Genomic DNA, 23,332 nt, shown 5'->3' on the forward strand with positions numbered 1-23,332 from the left:
CACCCCAGGGAGCCGCCGCCCGGCCCGCCGCGCCCGTGCGTCGTTCCCGCCCCGGTCGCCGGCGCGGCCGGAACGGCACGGACCGTTTTCTGCGGCTCCGCCCCGGAGGCCCCGCGCCGTCGGCCCCGGCCGAGGGGCGGCCCACGGCGTAGAATCGGCCGCATTGTGTCTGAGTCCCTGAACCCCCAGCCCAGCCTCCCCGACGCCGCGCCGGAGGCAGCCGCGCCGGAGGCAGCCGCGTACGTGCCGCCCAAGTGGCGGACCGAGCCCCGCTTCCCCGACGGCCCCGCGCCCGACCCCGCCGGCTCGCACCACGAGCGCCGGATCCGCAGCTTCCAGCCGCGCCGCAGCCGGGTCACCACCGGCCAGGGCGAGGCGCTCAAGCGCCTCTGGGGCACCTGGGGCCTCGACATCGACGGCCGCGAGGTCATCGACCTCGACCGCCTCTTCGACGGCCTGCCCGTGGTCCTGGAGATCGGCTTCGGCATGGGCGAGGCCACCGCCCAGATGGCCGCCGCCGACCCCGGCACCGGAATCCTCGCCGCGGACGTGCACACCCCCGGCCAGGGCAACCTCCTCGCCCTCGCCGAGCGCGGCGGGATGACCAACGTCCGCGTGGCGAACGGCGACGCGATCATCCTGCTCCGCGAGATGCTGCCGCCCGACTCGCTCGCCGGGATGCGCGTGTACTTCCCGGACCCGTGGCCCAAGGCCCGCCACCACAAGCGCCGACTGATCCAGCCGGAGTTCCTCGACCTGGCCGCCACGCGCATGGCACCCGGCGCGCTGCTGCACTGCGCGACCGACTGGGAGCCGTACGCCGAGCAGATGCTCGAAGTGCTCACCGCGCACCCGGCGTTCGAGAACACCCAGGCCGACGGCGGCTACGCCCCGCGCCCGGAGTTCCGCCCGCTCACCCGCTTCGAGGGCCAGGGCCTCGACAAGGGGCACGTCGTGCACGACCTCCTCTTCACTCGCACAGAACCCAACGCAGAGCCCAAGAACGGATAAACGTCACTCCGTGTGTCCGGGCGACTCGGTAGGGTCATCATGTGCTCCGAGCGCTCTCCCGTGTGCTCGCACGCCCGTCGGGTACGGCCCGCGCGTGCGTGCTCGTCGTCCTGCTCGGCGCGACCGGGGTGGCCATCCTCGAACTCGTGCGGGAGCAGACCGGTACGGCCGGCTTCTTCGTAGGCCTGGGCCTGGCCCTGCTGCCGGTGCCGCCGCTGCTGGCGGCGTTCAGGTGGCTGGGACGGGCCGCGCCCGGCCCCTGGCGGCAGCTGCTGCTCTGCTTCGGCTGGGGGGCGTGCACCGCGGCGCTGATCGCGATACTGGCCAACAGCTTCGCCACGGAGTGGATGGCCGAGGCCGCCGACCCCTCCGCGGCCGACCTGCTCGGCTCGGTGGCGGTCGCCCCGGTCGTGGAGGAATGCGCCAAGGCAGCGGCCCTGTTCGCCGTCTTCGCCTTCCGCAGACCGCCGTTCGCCGGACCGCCGTACGCGGGCGCCGCCGACGGCTTCGTGCTCGCCGGGTTCACCGCGACCGGCTTCGCCTTCACCGAGAACATCCTCTACCTGGGCAACGCCTTCGAGGAGGACCTGGCCAAGGGCACGGGCGTACTGGACTCGGTGACGGCGGCGACCTTCTTCGTCCGGGTCGTGCTCTCGCCGTTCGCGCACCCCCTGTTCACCGTGCTGACAGGCCTCGGCTTCGGCGCGGCCGCGCTCAGCGCCCGCCGCTCCCGCCGAACCGGACTGCCGTTGCTGGGACTTGCCCTGGCCATGGCCGCGCACGCGCTGTGGAACGGCTCCTCCCACGTGGGACAGTACGGGTTCTACTGGGTCTACGGCTGCGTGATGGTCCCGGTGTTCGGGCTGCTGCTGTGGCTGGCGGTGCGAATGCGGCGCGAGCGCCTGCGGGCTGTCGCCGCCGAGCTGTCGGTGTACGCCGCCGCGGGCTGGATCGGCCCGGCGGAGGTTCCGGCCCTGGCCTCGATGCCGGCCCGCTCCCTGGCACGGGCCCTGGCCCGCGGCACCGGGGGCCGTCCCGCCGCCCGGGCGGTCTCCCGGTACGCGGCGGACGCCGCCGCCCTGGCCCTGCTGCGCCGGCACGCCCGGTGCGCGGGCCCGGACGGGGACGCCGGATTCGCCGGGCGGGAGCGGGAGTTGCTGCACCGGCTCTGGCTGCGGCGGGCGACGGCCGGGCCCGTCCTGGCCCGGGCGGCGGTGCTGGAGGAGTTGCTGCCGCCGCGTTCCGACCCGTCGGCCGGGAGCCGCGGCCGCCACGCACGGCCCGCCGCGCCGGCCCTGCCGTTCGCCCCGGCCGCCGTACCGGCCCCGAGGCGGCCGGAGTTCTCCGCCGCCCGGGGGTGACCCCGGACGGGGGCGGGCTCAGACGTCCAGGCCCCGGGCGGTCAGCCAGGCCAGCGGGTCGACCGTCGACCCGCCCTTGCGGACCTCCAAGTGCAGGTGGGCCCCCGTGACGTTGCCGGTGGCGCCGACCCGGCCGATGGTCTCGCCCGCGCCGACCGAGCCGGAGGTCACCGCCATCGACGACAGGTGGCAGTACCAGACCTCGGTGCCGTCGGCGAGCTGGAGCACGATCCGGTAGCCGTAGGCCCCCGACCAGCCGGCCGAGACCACCTTCCCGCCGCCCACAGCCTTGACCGGGGTTCCGGTGGGCGCGGCGAAGTCGAGGCCGGTGTGGTGGCCGGAGGACCACATGGAGCCGGAGTCGCCGTAGTGCGAGGTGAGGGTGTAGGAGGAGGTAGGCAGCGACCAGCCGCCCGAGGACTTCACGGTCGGGCCGCCGCCCGACCCCGTGTCCGCCGCGCCCTTGGTCTCCGCCTGCGCGGCGGCCGCCCGGTCCGCGGCGGCCTTCTCGGCGGCGGCCTTCTCGGCGGCGGCCTTCTCGGCGGCCGCGCGTACCGCCTCGGCCTCCTTGTCGGCCGCTTCCTTCTGGCTGCGGGCCTCCTGCGCGGCGCTCTCGCGCGCTACCCGCTCGGCGTCCGCCCGGGCCTGGCTCTCGGCGGCGTCCTGCTGGGACTCGGCCTGCTGGAGGATGCGGTGGCGCAGCGCCTCGCCCGCGTCGGGGTGGCCCTGGGTCTGGACGGCCTGCTGCCCGTGCTGCGCGTCGGCCTGCCGGGGCACGCCCGCGGAGTCGGCCTGGGCGGCGGCCTCGCCGGAGTGGTCGCCGCCGCCCAGCAGGTCGGGGATCGAGGGCATGGATATGGCGACCTGGGGGCGGTCCTGCGCGGTGGCGATGCCCCCCGCGCCGACCGCCGCGATCACGCCGACGCCGAGCACGGTCGAGCTGCGGGCGAGTCCGCCGCGCGGCTTGAGGACCCGGTGCTTGCCGCGGAGCGAACGGGCGGAGTCCTCCGTGGGATTCCACTCGCCCCAGGCGCCTGCACCGGGTGCCTCCTGGACGTCGATCCCTTCAGGGGCAGGCGAGTTGGAGGCCACCGGGCACACTCCTCAAGGGCGAGAACGCACACGGGTGCCATCGTGGGCGAGGGCTGGACGACCGCGCTGCGTTATCAAACGGTAATAGACGCAGGGGAGTGATTCCAAGCCGACGCGAATGATCGTTGACGCCAATCAGCCACCCTCCGAACAACTTTGGCCGCCACATAACCCCCAAATACTCACAATTCAGCCAAAAAGCCCGTACACCCTCCACCACTTCAGCCACAACGCCCGAATGACTGGCCGTCAACCCACTTGCGCACAGCTCTCCATGGGCTACACGCGGTCACCACTCCCGTCCTCACGGCGCACCACCGGGACGGTCCGCCTGCACGCCCGGCTGCCCCTCCCCCGCCCGCCCCACGGCCGGCAGGGCCATGTCGTCGGTCGCCCAGCCGCCCGTGTGCCGGCGCACGTCGCCGCTGAGCGCGCAAGGCCCCCGTCCGGTCCCGGGCCTCGGTCAGCCCGTCCGTGAACAGGAGCAGGGTGCTGCCCGGCGGGAACGGCCACTCCTCGGCCCGGTCGGGCCGGCCCTCCGCCAGTTCGCCCAGGCCCAGCGGAAGCGCGGGCTCGGCCGGGGCCGGCGCCGCCACTCCCGTCCGCGTACAGCAGCAGCGGCTCGGGGTGGCCCCGGTTGGCCAGGCGGCCTCGTACCGGGCGGCGACGTGCAGCCCTCCGATCCGCGCGGCCGGGGTCGGCAGCACGGCCGGGGCGGCGGAGAAGAAGGGTGGCCCGGCGACCCTGCCGGACCGGTCGGGTGACGGCGTCCGCACCCCGGACACGACGAAGGCCCGGATCCCAAGGGATCCGGGCCTTCGCCTCTAGTAGCGGGGACAGGATTTGAACCTGCGACCTCTGGGTTATGAGCCCAGCGAGCTACCGAGCTGCTCCACCCCGCGTCGGTGAATACAACTCTACGTCATCCGGGGGACGTGTCTCGCCAATTAACCGGCTCCGGAGCCTCCCGCACGACATCACCGCAGGCCAGAGCCCCAAAAAGAGCTCGTGCCCATGCCCGGGCGACCCCGGGCATGGGCACGGTCAGCGGGATCCCGAGCGGATCAGGATCCCTTGCCGCTCTTCGAGAACCCCTTCTCCGCAGCAGGGAAGCCGGGGCGCGCGGGCGCCGCACCGCCGCCGGCGAGGAAGGGGCCGGAGGCCACGAACTGAGGCGGGACCACGTTCCAGGGCCGCTGGTCACCGGGGGCGGTGGACCCACAGTTCAGAGTGACCCCGTTGGACGCGCACTGGAGCTCGTACAGGAACCCGGTCGAGGTCAGCACCTTGAAGTTCGTCACCTGCCCAAGGGACGAAATGGTGGCGGAGCAGACGATGGAGGGGTCGGGGTACCCGGGGTTCTGCGCGGGGTTGTTGAGGGGCTCGAACTTGTAGGGGCCCGTCTGCGGATCGTCCCGGTGACCGGCGTACGCGATGCCGTTGTACAGCACGACGGCGAACTCCTCCGTGCTGTTGGACAGGATGGAGTCGACGCCGATGCCACACCCAGTGGCTCCGGTCGCGCCCGTGGCACCCGTCGGGCCGGTCGGGCCCGTGTCGCCCTTCGGGCCCCTCGGGCCCCGCGGGCCGCGCGGGCCTCGCTCGCACTCGTCGTCCCCGTGCCCGCCTCCCTTCAGGACCTCGCGGGAGGCGGCGGCGCGGTCCCCGTCGCCGTCGTCGTCATGGTCGCGGTCGTGCTCCTTGCACCGGTCGCCGCCGGCCACGCCCGCCGACGCCCCCGCCGGCAGCGGGCTCCCGCCGTACGCCAACGCCGGGGTGGCGAGGCCCAGCACCACGACGGCCAGCGATGCCACCGCACCGGCTGCGAGATACCGGCCCTGCCGGGGGAGCGGGCCGAGACGAGATGCGGTCCTCTGCTCAGGACTCATGCGTGTTGCTCCTTGTGGAACCGAAGAGGTGGAACCGAAGAGATGGGCCCGGAAGCACCTGATTGAGCCTCCTTTCACATGATCTGACCGGCATGTCCACGATCGACCGCAGGCACGCTGCCCCATCAGCGCGATGGCCCAGCGCGAATGGCCCGAAAGGGTGTCTCCCCGGCGTGTCACACGGCCGGCCCGTCGCGTTCCGGCCATCGGCGCCTTCGGCCCGAGGGCCGTTCACCGCCGGCGGACCCGCTACCGTCGACGCCGTATCCCCCGTCCCGTCGCCGGATCAGAAGGATCTTCCTCATGCATGACGCCCGCGCCCTGATCGACATGGGTGCCGAAGCAGTTCGTCGGCTCGCCCGTCGCGGCTACTCCCTGGACCTGTCCCGGCTGGAAGACCTCCAGTCCCGGCGCAACCAGGGCATCCGCTCGGCCGACGAGCTGCGGGCGGAGGCCAAGCGGGTGGCGAGCGAGGTCCAGCAGACGGCCAGGCAGGGCGGCGACATCTCCCGGCTGAAGGAGCGCGCCCGCGAGCTGAAGGACCAGGTGCGGGACATCGACGCCGAGCAGGAGAAGGTCCAGGAGGAGCTGCGCGACCTGCTCCTGACCATCCCGAACCTGCCGGACGACGCGGCCCCTGACGGCGACTCCGAGGAGTTCGCGGTCGAGGTCCGGCGCGTCGGCACCCCGCGGGCCTTCTCCTTCGAGCCGAAGGACCACGTCGACCTCGGCGAGAGCACGGGCATCCTCGACTTCGGCCGGGCGACGAAGCTGTCGGGCCCCCGGTTCGTCGTCTCCCGCGGGGCGGGCGCCGCCCTGGAGCGCGCCCTGGCGGCGCTCTTCCTCGACCTCCACACCCGTCGGCACGGGTACGTGGAGCACGCGGTCCCGTACCTGGTCAGCCGGAAGACCATGACGGGCACCGGACAGCTGCCGAAGTTCGAGGAGGACCTGTTCAAGACCGGCGTGGCCGACCGCGAGCTGTTCCTCATCCCGACCGCCGAGGTGCCGCTGACCAACCTCTACGCCGACGAGATCATCCCGCCGGCCGACCTGCCGCTGGCCCTCACCGCGCACACCCCGTGCTTCCGGTCCGAGGCGGGCTCGTACGGCCGCGACACCCGGGGCCTGATCCGTCAGCACCAGTTCGCCAAGGTCGAGATCGTCAAGATCGTCGACCCGGAGATGGCGGACGCCGAGCTGGAGACGATGGTCGGCCACGCCGAGGCGTGTCTGCAGGAGCTCGGCCTCGCCTACCGCGTCGTCAGGCTGGCGGCCGGCGACACGGGCTTCTCCGCCCGGCTCACGTACGACATCGAGGTCTGGATCCCGAGCCAGAACACGTACCGCGAGATCTCGTCGGTCTCGAACTTCGGCACCTTCCAGGCCCGCCGGGCGAACATCCGTACCCGGGGCGAGGACGGCAAGCCCACGCTCGTCGCCACCCTCAACGGCTCCGGCCTGCCCATCGGCCGCACCCTGGCCGCGCTCCTCGAACAGTGCCAGCAGGAGGACGGCTCCCTCGTCCTTCCCGAATCCCTCGTGCCGTACCTCGGCTTCCGCCGCATCGCGGCCGACGGAACGCCGCAGGCCTGAGCTGGGAACGACGGAGCGCCCCGGCCGGACGAAGCCGGTCGGGGCGCTCAGTAGCAGGTCAGAGGGATGAACCCTGCCGATTAGTCCGCCACCGACCCAGCCGTTCCAGCACGTCCGCTCACGCATCGCTCACGCATGCTGTCGCCCTCATCGGGCACTCGCGCTCGGTTGCAGCCAGCTCTGCCGGAGCAGCCGCCCACTATGCAGAACGGAAACCTGCCCTGCTCGGCCGACCGGCCTCGGGTACCACCAATCAGGCGGTGGCGGATGGCGGGCGATCATCAATAACGATGCGAGTCCTTGTGGCGTTGCTCTGCAAGGGAACCGCATCGTGGATGACGCTGACGATCCGACTGCAGTACGTCGCCGCGAGTGCGCGGTCCTCAAGCGAGGTCTTTTGCGAGTGCTGGGTGGTGTGCAGTGCGCTGAGGATGGCGATCAGGGTACGCCCCGAGATCGTCACGTGGGTCTGTTCGTCGTCGTCGCTGGCGGCGATCCCAGGTAGGCGGAAGTGCGAGTTTTGGGCGGCTTGTTCCACAATGAAAGCCCACGCATCACGGTGGCAAATAAGATCGGCTGCACTGATGCCAGCAGCTTGCTCCAGTACGGTTTCCAACGTCCGCTGCCCGATAGTCACGGAGGGTTGCCCTTCAGATCCTGGGGCAGAATCACGTGCATCCGGCATTTCCTCGCCTGGGACCTGCAAGTATGCGGCAGGTGCAGCTGTGGGCCCTGGGATGATTGGGAAAGCAGGCCGACTCGGGTATCCAGCTATTTTGCCAGAAGGTTCGACTCTCGCTTCGGCGGCCTCTCGGCGGGTTGCCTCTAGCTCAAGGCGCAGAGATTCTGATTCCCGGCGGGAATCGGCGATGGTCTTGTGGGCATCATTGAGCTCACGGCGGAGCTCACGGAGGTCATCTCGTAGGTCTTGCAAACCACTCTCTAGGCTGGTGCCGAGTTGCTGGCGCAGTTCGGCGTTGAGCCCTCGGAGCTCGACCAGTCCGCTCCGCAACTCCTGCCCGAATTCAGTGCGCAGCAGCGCAAGCTCGTCGGCCACCTCATTTCGCTGTTCATCATCGGAACGGCGGAACATAGCCATGCCGGCCCTCCTCTTTTGGTGTGTAATTCAGCAAGCATCCAATGGTCGTGGAGCCTGGCCCGGGCCGGCTCGGACCTTTTGGGGCGCTGGCCTGTTTAGGCCCGTTGAATAGCCAGGCCGGCCCTCCCGTCTACTCAGTCGCCGCACGGCAGGGCGCATGACTGGCCACCTACGGGTCGAGAATGACGGTCCATCTCTCGGCCAGCCCATGACTCCCCGACGGTGCACGAGCAACTATGCCGAGGCCGGTTTGGGGACGGGCGTCGAGGATGCGGCCGAGTTCTCTGGCAGTGTCGCCAACCATCGTGTGGCCAGCAAGAATGATTTGGGGCTTCCAGAGGTCGTTCAAAGGGTCATGCATGCGGGCGTCCCGGGGATGCTCAAATCCCAGGGCGTGAAGTGCGGAGCGGACCTGGGCGGCATGAGCCCGGACATTATCGATTGCATCCTCAACGGTGTTGTGCAGGGTGCCGTCAGCTAGGTGACACAGGTTTCCAGGGACGCCCGTGACATGGAGGTGCGGTCCGTTTGCATGGGATCTATGGGTGAGCTCGAATGCCAACTCGCCGAGCATGGGATGCACGTGTGCAGCAGCTCCCTTGAGATGAACGAGTCCGACATGCTCGAGGTCGACGAGCGTGATAGCCCCGTTGAGTTCCCACCCAAGGTGCACTAGAGCCGGGTAAGCATGCGTTAGCGCACCCATATCGATATCGGCTGGCAGCACTTGGTCACTACTACATCGCCATACTCTGCCGGATCCATTCGCACGGAACGGTTCGATGGCAGGTGCAGCAGTGGAGAGATGCAGTTCGACAGAATTGTCCAGGCCAAGGTGAATCGTGCTCACGGCAGGAAGGAGCTGATTGGACCGCCGAGCTTCCTCCGTGAGGCACTGCAACGCCTGATCCATCCTCTGCTGCCGCTCCTGGTCAATCACTGCACCACTCGCGAAGTGAAACCGGGCGGTAATCGGTTCCCGAGCGCCAAGGTGTGCCCGCGGAGGGAGGAGGAGGACGAGATCCGCCGGAGGCTCCGGTGAGGGCGGCTCCGGCCCCATTGGCTCCAGCTCAGCCACTTCCGGTCCCGTGGGCTGAGGCTCTACCGACTCCGGCCTCGTGGGCTCCGGCTCGACCGACTCCGGCCCCGTGGGCTCCGGCTCGACCAACTCGGGGTCCGTGGGCTCCGGCTCCGCCGACTGGATGCGTGCACCGAACCCTGATGTGATCTCGTCCAGCAGGTCATCTAGCCGTTGGAGCTGATCCGCTGCATCGTGCTCACCAGCGCTCACCCGAGAGGTGGCAACCGGTTTGAGCGCGGTCAGCCAAGTGGCAGCGTCCCTCGGGGCAAGCCCGGTGGCAACATCGAGCGCCGTGGTGAGGAGTACGTCTGGCGCAGCCGCTACGCCACGGGCGACGCTGTCCGTGAGGGTAGGTTGATGCGTTGTGGCGCGTGCCAGGACGGACATGGCGCGGTGCTGCTGGGCGACGGAAAGAGCAGTGTCGGGGAGAATGTGGGCGACGAGTTCGCTGTCGCCTTCACGGTCCGCCTGGACGATGAGTTCAGCAGCCAGAACGTCCGGACTCATGGCCCCCCAGCGCGCCCCATCCGTCGCCGGATAGAGGTCGGCAAGCATCAGCTCGATTCGGCGCACATTGTCGCGGTCTGGTGGCTGCGGCGTGTCGAAGTCACGGTCATGGAAGCGAAAGGCTGCCATGACCGCGTGCAGGGCATCTCGGCGTTCTGTAGCGCCGAGAATGCGCTGCACAGCTACCAGCTGACGTAAGAGGTCCTGCTGCTTGCGGAAGAGGCCATCCAAGCCGTGCGATCGGGCGCTGTGCCGCCAGTAACGGCTCTCGTGGGCCAATAGGACGTCGACCGGGCGAACGGCGCTGGCTGCGGAGGGAACGGTGACGTCTTCCAATACCTTCGCAAGAGCAGCCATGTGGACAGAGACGACCAGCTCATCGGGGGGATCAGCCAGATCAGTACCAGATGCGGGCTCCTTCGCCAGGCTCTCGAATCCGCCGGTCTCCGGCACCCCCTCAAGTGAGATGAGATGCTCGATACGTTCGCGGAAGGCGTGGGTGGCGAGACCAAAACTTCGTTCGCTGCCCATGCGCGAGTGCGTCGACGCGGGGGTCAACTGGACGACGGTGCCTCGCTCCATCACCGTCGTGCCCTGCCAGCCCACTTGGAGGTCCTTCCACCATCTGTGCACCGTGCGCGCAAGGAGCAGGATGCGAACAGGGTCATGAGCATGACGTGCGCCTGAGAACAGGCGCAGCACTTCTTCAACCTGTTCAACGCGGGTCTCGGCGTAGTCGAGAACCAACAGGAGCGGCCGGATGTTCGTCGTCAATGATTCCAGCGACACCCCGGCGTGGGGGACATCCGATAAGAAACCGGCCGTCCAGGGCGAGCGTCGCTCGGTCATGCGCCGTATCAGTTCAGTCGCTAATCGCGTCTTTCCCACACCTCCAGGGCCGAAGGCCACCGCCACATCCACCACACGTCGACTGGTGCACCAGGAGGTCAGGTCGGCGATCTCCTCCACCATGCCCATGAACGGCACGACCTCAGCCTGAGGTGAGAGCAAGTAGGACGGCGATAGGTGCGGAACAGGAGGGGCATGGAAGAGAGGGCCTTGGTCGGCCGATTCCAATTGGGGTGAGATGCCCGCAAACGCAGTGAGTGCGGTCTTGAAGTCCTCGAGCGCAAGAAGACGCCTCACTGGTAAGGCCCAGAGCGTTCGACCTCTCCAAAGGTCCGGGACGGCCTCCACTAGGCCGATCAGGATCTCATTGCAGAACAAGCCGGCACCCGAAAGACCGCTCCAGCCGCTCCCCCCGTCCGCGTCGTCTGGAACGGCATTGGAGACGTCTACGTCATACTTCGCGGCGTTCAGACCCGTCGCTGGACTGACGTGGCCAAGCACGAGGCGACTGTCATGCACAGCACCAAACCTCGCTGCCCTTGGGAACCCAACAGCCGAGCACTCCGCGTCAACCTTCGGACTCGAACAGGTCAGCTCACCCCACCTCACAGGAGCCAGGTCCCGACCCAGACGGTGCGGGTCACCCCGTAAGAGCACCGCATCCAGATCCCGGTCACCTACCCACACAACCTCAACGGAATGCTGTTGCCGGTTGCGCAGCACCCGTACTCGGATGCGTCCTCCGAGCTCCGGCGGTCTGCCATCTGCTTCCGTGACGACGTGCAACGCCGTAAGCACCAGACCCGGGGCGATCAGGGTGCCTGAACCGCATCCGCCACCGGCACCAAGCACCTCTACAGTCCGTGGCCAGCTCGCAGCCTCCACCGCGCGCCTCGGCTACTCGAATGGGCTCTCGCCGACCGTATCCCCAAAGGTGGATGCCTCCCCACCAATCAGCACATGGTCCGCGCCATTCACCTCAAGGTTCACCGTCAACCGGTGCGTCCGGGACCTAGACCACTCTCCCTTCGCGTCCGTGGAAACGACGAAGGCCTTCACCCCACCCGAGGCTGCCCCACTAGCCCGAAGCTCGATTCCCAGGTCCAGGGTCACCTCCTTCACCTTGAATCGGATCGCGGCCCCGTCTCCTTCCTGCTGGGCAGCAGCAAGGCCGGCCCTCACGGCCATGAGTGCCTCAGCCAACTCAGTCCCGTCCTGATCCACGAGTCCTCCCCCTCTGGTCGCTTCGTGATCGAGTGTGTAGCAGCAGGTGTACGCGCCGCAGACTTTTCCCGTATTCCTCCACCGTCAGCTGCCGAGATCCCTACCCATCGAACCTGCATCCTGCCCCTGCGTCACCGGCGGCCGAGCAGGAGGTGCATGAGTGCCACCGCCCCAAGGCCAACCACGAGGGCAGCGCCTACCCCTGGATGAAGGAACACGACCGAGTGTCCCTGTTGGCGCCAGGAAATTGCGGCCCCGCCCATGCTCGCGCAGTACGTGCGCGCAGGGTAAGCGGGCACCTCTGGTACTACACCAATACAGCGTGCCGGCGACGAACTCCTGTGCAGGATTCGGCTTAGGCGTAACGTGCTTGGGGTGACGGATACGACCCGAGAAGACGATCTTCCGGCGGCTCTCCCAACCCTGTCCCGTGTGTTCGGGCTGGGCGAAGTCCGCGGTCGGCAGTTCCTTGCCCATGGCCTGATGAACCGGAACTGGCGGCTGGAGACGGCTGCCGGGACGTACGCCCTGAAAGAGGTCACCGACGTTCCTCTGCCGAAGGTCCGCAGGAACCTCGCGGTCCTGGTAGACCTGGCTCGCGAGAGCATCCCGGTCCCCGCGCCGCTGTCTGCCAACGGCGGGGATCTCGTGGTCGAGGCTGGCGGTCACGGCTACTGCGTCTTGCCTTGGGTGGATGGCGAGCACGTTCAGGGGACAGACCTCACGCTCGACCAGGTTCGCGATCTCGGAGCTCTCCTTGCCCGCCTTCACGAGGGCTTGCGCCGGCACGGTCCCGGTCCGGTCCCGGAGCAGGCGCCGGTTGCGAAGGTCCGCGATGTGGCCGAGGCCGACCGGGCCGCTGTCGCTCTCCTGGGCCGCCTCCCGGCCGATCCGGTGACCGACTTCGACAAGGCGGCCTCTGAGGCCCTGCACGACCGACGCGGTCTCCTGGCGCGGCACGCTGGTGCCCGACCGGAGGGCGAGGTGCCGGTTGGGCCGTACGGGTGGACGCACGGCGACTTCCAGTACCGCAACCTGTTGCGGCAGGACGGCCAGGTGGTGGCGGTCCTGGACTGGGACCGGCTGGGTGTCCGCCCGTACGGGGAGGAGGTCGCGCGGACCGCGCAGGTGCAGTTCGGGGTGGGTGGCGTCTTCGACCTCGATCGCATCGCCGCCTTCTGCGCCGGCTACCGGTCCGTGATCGATCTGTCCGAGGGGGACCTCGCCGATGCCGTGAAGCGGTTGTGGTGGAAGCGGCTGACCGATTTCTGGCAGCTGGAGTTCTACCTCGACCGCCAGGACCCCACCTTCGGCGTGATGTTCCTGACGGACGAGGCACTACTGAACTGGTGGACCGACTGCGCCGACGAGGTCCAGGCCGCCTACGCGGCCCGCTAGCCAGCGGCTGCCGCCGGGATCAGCCCGGCGGCAGCCAGCTCGGGCAGGCACGGCCGGACCAGCGGCACCGCCCCTGTGCGGGCCTTCGCGCCGAGGCCGGTCCGGTCGGCGGACTCGATGGCCTTCACCCAGGCGTCCGTGTCGTCCGGGTGGAGGATCACTCCACCGTCCCCGATAGCCTCGGGAATCCCGCCCCGGGACGAGCCGACCGTGGCGACGCCGTGGAGCCCGGCCTCCACGATCACCCTGGGGAACGCGTCCTCGACCTGTGAGGGAACCAGCAGCAGGTCGCTTCCGGCGTACAAGGAGCCCATGGCGTAGGTGCGCGGCACCCAGCGGACGTTCGGGTATCCGGTGAACTCCCGGGCGGTGTCCCACCACCCTTCGACGAGGGTGAACCGGCGGCCGGGGAGCCGGTGGATCAGCTGGTGAAGGAGGACCGATCCCTTGGCAGGGATGGGGTTGACCATCAGCACACCCCCCGGAGCGTGATCGAGCCCGGCGAGTCTGGTGGGGAGGGTCAGGTCACTCTCCGCGGGGGCGAAGGGTGGATAGAAGACCACGATTTTTGTCCGGGCCGGGGTCTGCGCCCGTCCGGCGACAAACTTCGACGTGGCGAGGGCGACGTGTGGCCCACCGTGCAGGACCCCGTGGCTGTTGGCGGAGACGGAGTGCAGCCACCCGGCCACCCTGGACGTGCGGCGCGCGAGGGCGGCGATGTCGGCCGCCCCTTCCTGTGACGTCACCACCAACTCTGGTCGTACTTCGCTCAGGACTTCCCGCAGGGTCTTCTCCAGTCGATCCTGCGGCACGTCCCGGCACGAGACGCCGTTCCACCGGTAACGGACTTCCCCGCCGGCTTCCTCCCACTGAGTGCCGTGGGCGAGGAGGTGGGCACGCAGGTTCCCGATCTGCGCGGACCCGTTCCAGGGAGCCTCGTGGCTGCCGAGATAGACGACCCGCCACCCGGCCCGGACGAACTCTTCCGCCAGGAGCTGCTGGGAGACCTCCGCGCCGCCGATCAGCAGCGGTGGCGGGGTCCGCCGCCACGCGAACACCACCGTCGGTCCGCTCACCGGCCACCCGCCCAGTACGTGAAGAGGGCCTGCACGACCGCGGCCGTCTCCTGCCGGTCGCCGTCCCCGGAGGCTACGGCTATCTCCCCGGCCGCCGGGCGTCGGCCAGGGCTACAGAAGTAGTCGCGGAAGTGCGAGAGGAACGCGGGGTCGTGGAGGAAGTACTCCGGCTCCACGTCGTGGTGTCCGGCGGCCTTGCGCCGCAGGTGCAGCAGCTCTGGTGTCACGTCCAGGTACAGGGTGTGGTCCGGCCACAGGTGCGGCATCTCCTCCACCCGCTGGGACAGTTCCGGCAGGACGCCGAAGCCGTGGATCTCGTCCATGGCGTGGGCATGGGCGAGGAGGGTGTCGACGGTCCGGTCCAGGACCACCAGTCCACCGTGCTGGCGGGCGGCACGAACGCGCTCGCCCTCGATCTCCATGAACGTCATGAACGCTTCGACCTGCTCGGCGGCCGACTGGGTGGAGGGAGTGGGGATGTCCTCGCGGCGCGCGAACGACTTCACGTAGCAGGAGAAGAACATCGCGTCCTGCATCGCTGGCACCCGGCCGCCCCAGGGCGGAGGTCTTGCCCCCGTACGAGGGGCCTTCCAGGCCGAGGATCATCACGACCCCCCGAGCCGGTAGAAGCGCTCGGCGAACTGGCCGCGCGGACGGCCGTCCGGGTCGGGCAGCAGGTTGACGGCGACGGTGTGGGCGTGGCGGATCGGCCGGTACATCTTCCGCGCGGGGTGCATCTGGGATCCGTGCATGTGCAGCAGGGTCACCTTGTCCAGGACGGTGGCGGTGATGTCCTCCAGCTCCGGGTCGAAGACGTCGCCGGTCCGCTGCTGGAACAGCTGCCGGTCGCACCCGGACAGGCCGTAGGTGGACCAGAAGGCGACGTCTTCCCAGAACCACCGGCAGCCCAGGCGGCGAGCCGCCTGGTGGACGGCGAGGTGGTCGGGGTGGCGGGTGACGGCGGCCGGGGCGAGCAGCTCGGCGTCCGCGATCCCGTCGAGCACCTCCGCGAGTTCCGAGGTGATCTGGTCCACCTGTGCGGGCTCGGGTGCCCGGTAGGGCTTCTCGGCGTCCTTGTGCCCGAGCCCGACCCGGGCGGCCCCCAGGGGTAACAGGGACTGGGCGGCCTCGCGGTCGCGGAGTTCGGAGACCGTCTCCACGCTGTTGTAGGTGTTCTCCAGGGAGGGGTGGACGCTGCGGGAGCGGGTGAAGACGGTGACCACGGTCAGCGGCCGGGGACGGACGAGGAAGGTCCCGGAGGCGGACAGGACGAAGTCGTCGTGGTGAGGTTCGATGACGACCACCGGCCGCCCGGACGGCTTGCGCGGCTCGATCCAGTACGGCGCGAGGGTCAGCGGCGCGGTCAGCGTCGTGATCTCTTTCCCCCCGGTCAGGGAGTCCATCCATGCCCGGTGCGCGGCCAGGAGGTCGGTGGGGAAGGTGTAGATGCCGTCGGCGTCCGGCAGGGGAAGGCGGGTCACCTGGGGTTCTCCGATCATCGGACGGTGGTGGTGTACCAGTTGCGCCAGAAGCGGGGCGAGGTCAGGCCGAGCCGGACGACCACGGGGTTCTGCCACCAGAGCATCCGGGCCGTGGACCAGGCGTCGTAGCGGCGGGTGGAGGGCCGCACGCGGAGGTCTTCGAGGACCGCGACCGGCCCGCCCGTGCTGCGTCCGTATGCGGTCAGGCGGGCGAAGAACTCCATGTCCTCGCTCATGAAGTAGTCGGGGCGGTAGCCGTGCACGGCCTTGAAGGCGTCCCGGGTGCAGAACTGGTTGACGCCCTGGGCGCCGCCGTGGCGGGAGCGGTGGTAGTCCCAGTAGGCGCAGAGCAGGCGGGCCGCGAACCGGGCGGGGGTGTAGAGCGGCGGGATCGCCCCGCCGACGGCCCCGGCGTCCATCGCGGCGACGGCGGCCGTGATCCCCTCCAGCGGCAGGGCCACGTCGGCGTCTACGAAGAACAGTATCCGCCCCTCGGCCGCGCGGGCTCCGGTGTTGCGGACCAGGCCGATGCTGCGGACCAGCTCCGACACCACCCTGGCCCCCAGCTCCTTCGCGACGGTCGCGGTCTCGTCGGTGGAGGCGTTGTCCACCACAATCACCTCTCCGACGAGGCCGGAGACGGATTCCCAGGCTCGGAGAGAAGCGAAGACGGTGGGCAGGTAGCGAGGCAGATACTTGGCCTCGTTGTACGCGGGGATGATCACCGACAGATCGGGATCGGTCACAGCACGGTCCTTCCTGGTTGCGGGGACAGGGCAAGGTGCAGGCGGGCCGCCCAGGCTTCGCGGTCGCGGCCCTCCCGCTGGGCGGCGTAGGTCCAGCCGCGTACGGCCTGGAAGGCCACGTAGGCGTCCAGGAGGCGGGTGTCGAGGGGCCGTCCGTAGGCGGCGGCCATGAACATCCGGTCGGACGGTTCCAGGGCGTCGCAGGTCACGAGGGTCTGGGCGAAGTCGTATTCGGGGACCTCCACGGTCGCGGCCTCGAAGTCCACGACGTACTCGGGGAGGTGCGGCTCGCCATGTGTGCCGGCGATGAGGCGTCGGTCGCCTTCGCGGATCACGTTCTCCAGATGGAGGTCTCCGTGGCACCACACCAGCCGTTCCCGGCGAGCCCCACGCGCGATGACCTCCAGCGCGGGCGCGAGCCGGACGAAGACGTGCCGGGGGCAGTGGGCGGCCACGGCACTGACCTGCTGCCCGATCCCCGGGGCCAGGCGAATCCCGGCTGGGGCCTCCATGGCGTGGAACGCGGCCATCAGCAGCGCGAGCCGCAGCAGGGCCGCCGGACGCGGCATCTGCCCGGCCCGCACGGCGTCGCGGAGGGTCCTGGTCCCGGCATCGGCGGTGATCAGCGCGGAGACGGTCAGCCCGGGGACGGGGCCGTGCCCGATCACGGCCGGTACTCGCACCCGTCCGGCCTCCGTCACGGCGACCAGGAGCCGGGCCTCGTCGGCCGCGCTGTGGGAGACGTCAGCTGCGAACAGCTTCACCACCACGCGACGGCCGTCGGCCAGCCGGACCCGGTAGACGGCCGTCTTCGGCCCGGTACGGACCCGGACCGTCTCGGCCGGAGTCGACCCGGCCAGCTCTGTACAGGCCCGCTCAACCGCCAGAACCGTGCCGCCGGTCACCGGGCACCCACACCCACCCGGCCCAGGTGCGCGAGCGTGCGGCGCATCTGCCGCCGGTAGACCCGGACGTCCTCCGTGCCGGGGCACGCGCGCATCCACGGCTTCTGCGAGCCGACGAAGTGCACCACGTGCCCGTCGCGGCGGGTGACCGGCCGACGAAGGACCCGGCGGACCCAGTCCCCGCGATCGAGGAACCGGTCCACCTCGAACCTGTTGAAAACCGGCTCCACCGGGTGGGCGGCACCGGAGGACAACAGCCACAGGTTCAGGGCGCACTGGTCGTTGTGCTTGATGTACTCCCGGCCGCCGATCAGGGCCCGCTGGACCCCCGCCCGCATGGGGGCGAGCATCACCGTGGGCGCCCACAGCATCCCAGCGTTGAAGTAGGACCGCCCCACCAGGTGCGGCCACCGTTCGGCGAGGCCGGGCAGGGCCGGGCACTGGCCGACGGCCGGGTTGAACTCGTCCTGCACCGCTCCGATCCGGTGCTCAGGAAGCCTGGCCAGCGGCGCGGAGATGTCGCCGCGTACGTGCACGTCGGCGTCCACGTAGATCAGGAACGGCCGGTCGAGGAAGCCTGGGGTGAACCCGAACCTCAGGTAGGTCGCGACGGAGATGTAGGCGGTGTCCGCCATGACGCTCTCGCGCGGCGGGGCCTGCCAGCGCAGGTCGAAGGAGCCGAACCCGCAGCGGCGGGCGAAGGACTCCATCACCGCCGCCTGCCCCGGGGACAGGCCGTTGGTCAGCACCCGTACCGCGCTCTCGCGGCGGTCGGCCACCGGTAGATGGCCGGCGACCGAGCCGAGCGTGACCAGGGCGGGCAACAGGTAGCGGGCATCGACGCACATGCCGATCGCGTACACGAGGGTGCCTCCAGGAGAGGATCGACGGGATCCGGCGCCCGGCCGGGCAGATGAAGAGCTCCCGGTACCGGCGCCCCCAGGGCAGACCGGTACTGGAAGCGGCTCAGGCGGACCGCAGAAGGTCGGTGTTGCGTGCGAGGTGAGCCACCGACTTGGCCAGCAGGCGCAGCGCTATGGCGGGATCGCTCCCGCAGCCGCCGGCGACTTTGCGGGCGAACCGCACGGTGTTGGCTGCGATGTCCTTCTCCCGGCTTTCCGGCAGCAGATCCGCGTACCGCTCGGCGGGTACCGCCAATGTCTGGATGTGCCCGCGGAGCCGCTCCCGCAGCTGTACGGCGACCTGCCCGCGCAGATCAGGCTGGAGGGCATCAAGGCACGCGCGTACGGCCAGCTGAACCGGGCCGGTGACGCCCTCGCCGCCCTTGATGCCGCCGACCGCCTGCGTGAGCGCCTCGCTGAGGGGGACGAGCTGCCCGGCGGCATGATGGCCTTCCCGGTCGAGAAGCAGCTCTTCTACGCCAGCAGCACCCACCTCTGGCTGGCCGGGGCCCAGCACCTGGCCGACGCCGAGGCCCGTGCCGACGAGGCGGTGGAGATGTTCCAGGCCGCCCCACCGGAGCGGCAGCGGCTCGGTGAGATGTCCCTGGCCCGCATGGACCTGGCCATGGCCCGCCTCGGCCGGGGCGACCTGGACGGCGCGGCGGCCCAGATCCACACGGTCCTCGCGACCAACGCCCGGCGCCGCACCGAGAGCGTGGACCGCCGCATCGGCCACTTCACCCGCCAGCTGGCGCTCCACCCCGCCGCGGGTGCGCCTGTCGCGATCGGCCTGCGAGAGTCGATCATTGCCCATCAGGAACGCACCATCGCCGAACTCCCGCCAGGAGGCCACCTGTGACCACCGTGACCGTCTTGCACCCCGGCGCCATGGGATCCGCCGTCGCTGCCCAGGCCGCGGCGGCGGGACACGAGGTGCTGTGGGTGCCGGTGGGCCGGAGCGAGGCCACCCGGGAGCGGGCGCGCATGGTGGGAGCGGTGCCGGTCCACACCCTGGCCGAGGCCCTGGAACGCAGCGCCGTCGTCCTGTCGGTGTGCCCGCCGCAGGCCGCCGAAGAGGTGGCGGAGCTGGTCAGCGCTCACGGCTTCGCAGGCGTCTACGTCGACGCCAACGCGATCAATCCGCAGCGGATTCGGCACATCGCCGAAGCCATCGCTCCCGGGACGTCCGTGCTGGACGGTGCGATCTTCGGTCCGCCTCCAGGCGGGGCTCGGACCGCCCGTCTCTATCTGGCCGGGGAAGGCCCAGCGATCCACCTGGTGGAGGGCCTGTTCAAGGACACGGCCCTGCACACCCGCCAGTCGGGTGGCGCCATCGGCTCCGCCTCCGCACTCAAGATGGCCTTCGCCGGCTATCAGAAGGCCGCCCGCACCCTGGCCGGCGTGGCCCACGCGCTTGCCGACGCCCACGGCGTCGGCGAGGAGCTGACCGCAGAGGCCCAGGTCATGGCCTCCAACATCCTCTCCGACCCCGAATACCTCCCCAGCGTCGCGGCCCGCGCCTGGCGCTGGGCGCCGGAGATGCAGGACATCGCCGACACGCTCCGCGCGGCCGACCTGCCGCCGGACATGGCCGAGGCCGCGGTAACTGTGATGTCGCGCTGGGAGCGGGACAAGGACCGGTACGACCTGTCGGTCGCGGACGTCCTCGCCCATCTGCGGAGGCCCGGCATCTGATTTGGTGGCGGGCGCGGGATACGGGAGCGGCTGGCCCGTTCGAAGGCCGCGTCTCCGGCTGCCGGCCTCTTCCGGGAGATGCTGCACAGCAGGCACCTCAACAAGGGCACGACTTGGCGACCGAACGACCTGACAGACATGGTCTACCTGTCCTGTGCCGCTGCGTACGCGGACTTCGTCGTCTGCGAGAAGCACATGCGCGATCCGTTGCAGCACGGCCTGAAGCGCCTGGGCCGCCCGGCACGGGTCTACCGCCCGCCTTGCTGAAGCGGTGACGGTCATCGAGGAGGCCCTGGAAGCCTCTCCCGTCCCTGTTAAGCCCACGCAGTAGCCCTGAATGACGCTCCGTCCCAGAGCGTCCGCTCACGCATCGCTCACGCACGGGCCCGGAAACGACTGAGCGCCCCTCCTGGCCGAAACCGGGTGGGGCGCTCAGCAGCAGGTCAGAGGGGTTAACCCCTACCCGCGAGCGGTAGGCCATGTCGGACTCGAACCGACAACCAACGGATTAAAAGTCCGCTGCTCTGCCAATTGAGCTAATGGCCCTCCATGTGCTCACCCCAGAGCATAGCCGCAGAGCGGCTGCTGACCGATCGGGTATCGCCGGGTGTGGCACCGGCGGTTTCCCGCCAGGGGGTGCGGGTGGGGTGAAAGCGGCCGGAAAAGGGCTCGGCCCCCACCGCACCGGGGGTGCAGTGGGGGCCGATTCCTCGTCAGAGGGCGCTCAGGCCTCAGCCGTTGCGCTTCCAGCGGGGCTTGTCGTCACGACGGGCGCCGAAGGAGCCGCCGGAGGGGCGGTCGTCACGACGGAAGCCACCCGAGGGACGGTCGTCACGGCGGTCGTCACGACGGAAGCCACCGGACGGACGGTCGTCACGACGGAAACCACCACGGTCACCACGGTCGTCACGGTTGAAGCCACCCGACGGACGGTCGTCACGACGGAAACCACCCGAGGGACGGTCGTCACGGCGGTCGTCACGACGGAAGCCACCGGACGGACGGTCGTCACGACGGAAACCACCACGGTCACCACGGTCACCGCGGTTGAAGCCACCCGACGGACGGTCGTCACGACGGAAACCACCCGACGGACGGTCGTCACGGCGGTCGTCACGACGGAAGCCACCGGACGGACGGTCGTCACGACGGAAACCACCACGGTCACCACGGTCACCGCGGTCATCGCGGCGGTTGTCGCGGCGCTCGTAGTTGCCCCGGTCGTCGCGGCGCTCGAAGCTGCGCTGCTCCTGGGCGGCGGCCTGCGCGGCCTGCTCGGCCACGGCGGCGGCGAGCTCGGCCTCGGCGGCCTCGACGACCTCGGCGACGGCGGCCTCCGGGTCCTCACCGCGCTCGCGGGCGGAGCGGGCGACGAGGCGGTCGGCCTCCTCGCGCAGTTCGGCGGCGCGACGGGTGGCGCGCTCCAGCTGCTTGGTCAGGTCGGAGACCTCGCGCTCGGCCTGCTTGGCGGCGTTGTTCGCGGAGTCGGCCTGGACCTCGGTGAGCGAGCGCGCACCGGTGATCTCGGCGACCTCCGGGTCGAACGCGCCGGCACCGCCGACGATGTGGCGCGAGGCGTCGACGCCCGCGTCCTCCATCAGGCGGAAGATCTGGCGACGCTGGTGCGGCAGGGCCAGGGAGACCACGACGCCCGACTTGCCGGCGCGGGCGGTGCGGCCCGAGCGGTGCAGGTAGTCCTTGTGGTCGCCGGCCGGGTCCACGTTGAGGACCAGGTCGATGCCGTCGACGTGGATGCCGCGGGCGGCGACGTCGGTGGCGACGAGCGCGTTGACGTAGCCGTCCTTGAAGTCGGCGAGGACGCGGGTACGGGCGCCCTGCGTCATGCCGCCGTGCAGCGCGTCGGCCTTCACGCCGGCCTCGACGAGCTGCTCGGCGATGCGGTCGGCGCCCAGCTGGGTGCGGACGAAGATGATGGTGCGGCCCTTGCGGGCGGCGATGGCGGCCGTGACCGGGGCCTTGTCCTTCGGCTTCACGACGAGGACGTGGTGGGTCATGGTCGTGACGTTGCCCTGGGCGCTGTCGACCTCGTGGCTGACCGGGTTCGACAGGTAGCGCTTGACCAGGGTGCCGATCTCGTTCTCCATCGTGGCGGAGAAGAGCATGCGCTGGCCGCCGGCCGGGACCTGGTCGAGCAGCTCGGTGACCTCGGGCAGGAAGCCCAGGTCGGCCATCTGGTCGGCCTCGTCGAGGACCGCGACCTCGACGTTCTCCAGGGAGCAGGCGCCGCGGTTGATGATGTCGCGCAGACGGCCCGGGGTGGCGACGAGGACGTCGACACCGCGCTCCAGGGCGTAGATCTGGTTGCCCATGGAGGTACCGCCGCAGACGACCTTCATCTTCAGGCCGAGGACGTCACCGTACGGCTGGAGGGCGTCCGCCACCTGCATCGCGAGCTCGCGGGTGGGGGTGAGGATGACGGCGCGGGGCTTCTTCTTCTCCGTGTGGCCGTCGGCCAGGCGGGCCAGGGTCGGCAGACCGAAGGAGAGGGTCTTGCCGGAGCCGGTGCGGCCGCGGCCGAGGATGTCCTTGCCGGCCAGGGCGTCCGGGATGGTCGCGGCCTGGATGGGGAACGGGGTGGTGACACCGTTCTGGCCGAGCTTGCGCACGACACCCTCGGGCAGACCGAGGTCCGCGAAGGTGACCGTGGGCTCGGCGTCGGCGCCGTCCTCGTCGGAGTCGGCGGCGGCGTCGGCCGTCACGTCGGCTTCGAGCGCCTCGATGATCTCGTTCGCCTCCGCGGCCTCCATGGCCTCGGTCACCACAAGGGCCTCAACAGCGTCGACGATCTCGGTGGAGTCGTTCTCGGGCATGACGGAACGGTCAGAACTGGAAATGGACATGCGAAATGCGAAACCTTCCGGAGTCTCGGCACGCGCCCAAACTCCGTGAATCGCAAATCGACCGCCTCAATGCGGTCAGCCACGGCTAGGGAGAGTACGCGCCACACGGCGCTCTTCGGATTCGGCGCCGGGCAATGGGATCAAACGATCTATAACCATACGCACCCTCCCGGGGGTCTGGCAAGTCGTTCCTGCAATACCCCCTCCGACCTGCGACGGGATCCTCGGCGGCGACCCGCCTCCGGCCGCTCAGGCGATGCTCGGAGCGGGGGTCGCCGGGGTCGTGTCACTCGGCGTGGGTTGCGTCACAGGAGGCGTGCTCTCCCCTCCACCGGGCGTGGTGGTCGACCCTCCGGAGCCGCCCGACCCGGACCCGCCGGCCCCACCCGCCCCGCCCGCACCACCGGACCCCGACGCTGAACCGGAGCCCCCGGCTCCCGAGCCCGAGCCCGAGCCGGATCCCGACCCGGAACCACCCGCCCCGGACCCCGGGCCCGATCCGGAACCGCCCCCGGACGGCACCTGGCCCCCCTGACCGCCGGCCCCGCCCCCGGGGCCG

Annotated in this window: 19 protein-coding genes, 2 tRNA genes and 1 pseudogene; 6 read left to right on the plus strand and 16 right to left on the minus strand. The window is 70.2% G+C overall.

The features are described 5' to 3' along the window. Positions 1 to 165: 165 nt before the first annotated feature. Both trmB and ACFY15_RS32330 read left to right on the plus strand, forming a co-directional pair. Positions 166 to 1,011, plus strand: a complete 846-nt coding sequence (gene trmB / locus ACFY15_RS32325; RefSeq protein WP_390826572.1) for a tRNA (guanosine(46)-N7)-methyltransferase TrmB — start codon at positions 166 to 168, stop codon at positions 1,009 to 1,011. Between the two features lie 41 nt (positions 1,012 to 1,052). After that, entirely contained in the window at positions 1,053 to 2,372 is a 1,320-nt protein-coding gene (locus ACFY15_RS32330) for a PrsW family intramembrane metalloprotease (RefSeq protein ID WP_390826573.1), read from the plus strand. Between the two features lie 18 nt (positions 2,373 to 2,390). Here ACFY15_RS32330 and ACFY15_RS32335 read toward each other — a convergent pair whose 3' ends face one another. The 4 genes and pseudogenes from ACFY15_RS32335 to ACFY15_RS32350 form a co-directional block, all read right to left on the minus strand. Next, complete coding sequence (locus ACFY15_RS32335; protein WP_390826574.1) at positions 2,391 to 3,464, minus strand: peptidoglycan DD-metalloendopeptidase family protein; 1,074 nt, start codon at positions 3,462 to 3,464, stop codon at positions 2,391 to 2,393. Between the two features lie 304 nt (positions 3,465 to 3,768). After that, positions 3,769 to 4,112, minus strand: a pseudogene (locus ACFY15_RS32340) (SpoIIE family protein phosphatase); the annotation flags it as partial. A gap of 180 nt (positions 4,113 to 4,292) precedes the next feature. After that, positions 4,293 to 4,366: transfer RNA gene (locus ACFY15_RS32345), tRNA-Met, on the minus strand. 162 nt (positions 4,367 to 4,528) lie between these two features. Next, the gene (locus ACFY15_RS32350; RefSeq protein WP_390685986.1) at positions 4,529 to 5,353 is read right to left on the minus strand and encodes a hypothetical protein; all 825 of its coding nucleotides are present in this window, start codon (positions 5,351 to 5,353) and stop codon (positions 4,529 to 4,531) included. 303 nt (positions 5,354 to 5,656) lie between these two features. On the opposite strand from ACFY15_RS32350, the gene serS reads away from it, so the two are divergent. Then, positions 5,657 to 6,949, plus strand: coding sequence for a serine--tRNA ligase (gene serS, locus ACFY15_RS32355; RefSeq protein WP_390685987.1), 1,293 nt, complete (start codon positions 5,657 to 5,659; stop codon positions 6,947 to 6,949). Positions 6,950 to 7,202: 253 nt separating this feature from the next. Here serS and ACFY15_RS32360 read toward each other — a convergent pair whose 3' ends face one another. The 3 genes from ACFY15_RS32360 to ACFY15_RS32370 form a co-directional block, all read right to left on the minus strand. After that, complete coding sequence (locus tag ACFY15_RS32360) at positions 7,203 to 8,048, minus strand: hypothetical protein (protein WP_390685988.1); 846 nt, start codon at positions 8,046 to 8,048, stop codon at positions 7,203 to 7,205. Between the two features lie 169 nt (positions 8,049 to 8,217). Beyond that, positions 8,218 to 11,370: a trypsin-like serine protease gene (locus ACFY15_RS32365; protein ID WP_390826575.1), complete on the minus strand. Its 3,153-nt coding sequence runs from the start codon at positions 11,368 to 11,370 to the stop codon at positions 8,218 to 8,220. A gap of 12 nt (positions 11,371 to 11,382) precedes the next feature. After that, on the minus strand, positions 11,383 to 11,709 hold the full coding sequence (locus tag ACFY15_RS32370; protein WP_390685990.1) for a trypco2 family protein: 327 nt from the start codon (positions 11,707 to 11,709) through the stop codon (positions 11,383 to 11,385). Between the two features lie 366 nt (positions 11,710 to 12,075). Here ACFY15_RS32370 and ACFY15_RS32375 point away from each other — a divergent pair, with 366 nt between their 5' ends. Beyond that, a complete protein-coding gene (locus ACFY15_RS32375) occupies positions 12,076 to 13,107 on the plus strand; it encodes a phosphotransferase (protein ID WP_390685991.1) in 1,032 nt (343 codons plus the stop codon). Here the strand turns inward: ACFY15_RS32375 and ACFY15_RS32380 are convergent. The 7 genes from ACFY15_RS32380 to ACFY15_RS32410 all read right to left on the minus strand — a co-directional run bounded on the left by ACFY15_RS32380 (position 13,104) and on the right by ACFY15_RS32410 (position 18,473). Next, positions 13,104 to 14,183, minus strand: coding sequence for a glycosyltransferase (locus tag ACFY15_RS32380; protein WP_390685992.1), 1,080 nt, complete (start codon positions 14,181 to 14,183; stop codon positions 13,104 to 13,106). The two genes, ACFY15_RS32375 and ACFY15_RS32380, sit on opposite strands and share 4 nt — an antisense overlap. Further along, a complete protein-coding gene (locus ACFY15_RS32385) occupies positions 14,180 to 14,728 on the minus strand; it encodes a hypothetical protein (protein WP_390685993.1) in 549 nt (182 codons plus the stop codon). Before ACFY15_RS32385 ends, ACFY15_RS32380 begins: the two co-directional genes overlap by 4 nt. A 60-nt stretch (positions 14,729 to 14,788) precedes the next feature. Further along, on the minus strand, positions 14,789 to 15,682 hold the full coding sequence (locus ACFY15_RS32390) for a PIG-L deacetylase family protein (RefSeq protein ID WP_390685994.1): 894 nt from the start codon (positions 15,680 to 15,682) through the stop codon (positions 14,789 to 14,791). Next, positions 15,679 to 16,410, minus strand: coding sequence for a glycosyltransferase (locus ACFY15_RS32395; RefSeq protein ID WP_390685995.1), 732 nt, complete (start codon positions 16,408 to 16,410; stop codon positions 15,679 to 15,681). The genes ACFY15_RS32390 and ACFY15_RS32395 overlap by 4 nt, the downstream gene beginning before the upstream one ends. Further along, a complete protein-coding gene (locus tag ACFY15_RS32400) occupies positions 16,407 to 17,315 on the minus strand; it encodes a phosphotransferase (protein WP_390685996.1) in 909 nt (302 codons plus the stop codon). Before ACFY15_RS32400 ends, ACFY15_RS32395 begins: the two co-directional genes overlap by 4 nt. Further along, entirely contained in the window at positions 17,312 to 18,163 is an 852-nt protein-coding gene (locus tag ACFY15_RS32405) for a glycosyltransferase family 8 protein (RefSeq protein WP_390826576.1), read from the minus strand. The genes ACFY15_RS32400 and ACFY15_RS32405 overlap by 4 nt, the downstream gene beginning before the upstream one ends. 118 nt (positions 18,164 to 18,281) lie before the next feature. After that, the gene (locus ACFY15_RS32410; RefSeq protein ID WP_390685998.1) at positions 18,282 to 18,473 is read right to left on the minus strand and encodes a hypothetical protein; all 192 of its coding nucleotides are present in this window, start codon (positions 18,471 to 18,473) and stop codon (positions 18,282 to 18,284) included. Positions 18,474 to 18,482: 9 nt separating this feature from the next. Here ACFY15_RS32410 and ACFY15_RS32415 point away from each other — a divergent pair, with 9 nt between their 5' ends. Then, the gene (locus ACFY15_RS32415) at positions 18,483 to 19,076 is read left to right on the plus strand and encodes a hypothetical protein (protein WP_390826577.1); all 594 of its coding nucleotides are present in this window, start codon (positions 18,483 to 18,485) and stop codon (positions 19,074 to 19,076) included. Then, positions 19,073 to 19,912, plus strand: coding sequence for a DUF1932 domain-containing protein (locus ACFY15_RS32420; protein WP_390686000.1), 840 nt, complete (start codon positions 19,073 to 19,075; stop codon positions 19,910 to 19,912). The genes ACFY15_RS32415 and ACFY15_RS32420 overlap by 4 nt, the downstream gene beginning before the upstream one ends. Before the next feature lie 473 nt (positions 19,913 to 20,385). On the opposite strand, the gene ACFY15_RS32425 is transcribed toward ACFY15_RS32420, so the two are convergent. Together ACFY15_RS32425 and ACFY15_RS32430 are read right to left on the minus strand one after the other, a co-directional pair. Beyond that, positions 20,386 to 20,458: transfer RNA gene (locus ACFY15_RS32425), tRNA-Lys, on the minus strand. A 185-nt stretch (positions 20,459 to 20,643) separates the two neighbouring features. Beyond that, on the minus strand, positions 20,644 to 22,743 hold the full coding sequence (locus ACFY15_RS32430) for a DEAD/DEAH box helicase (protein WP_390826578.1): 2,100 nt from the start codon (positions 22,741 to 22,743) through the stop codon (positions 20,644 to 20,646). Positions 22,744 to 23,332 lie beyond the last annotated feature (589 nt).

The sequence above is a fragment of the Streptomyces sp. NPDC001373 genome, assembly GCF_042895815.1.
GTDB lineage: Bacteria > Actinomycetota > Actinomycetes > Streptomycetales > Streptomycetaceae > Streptomyces.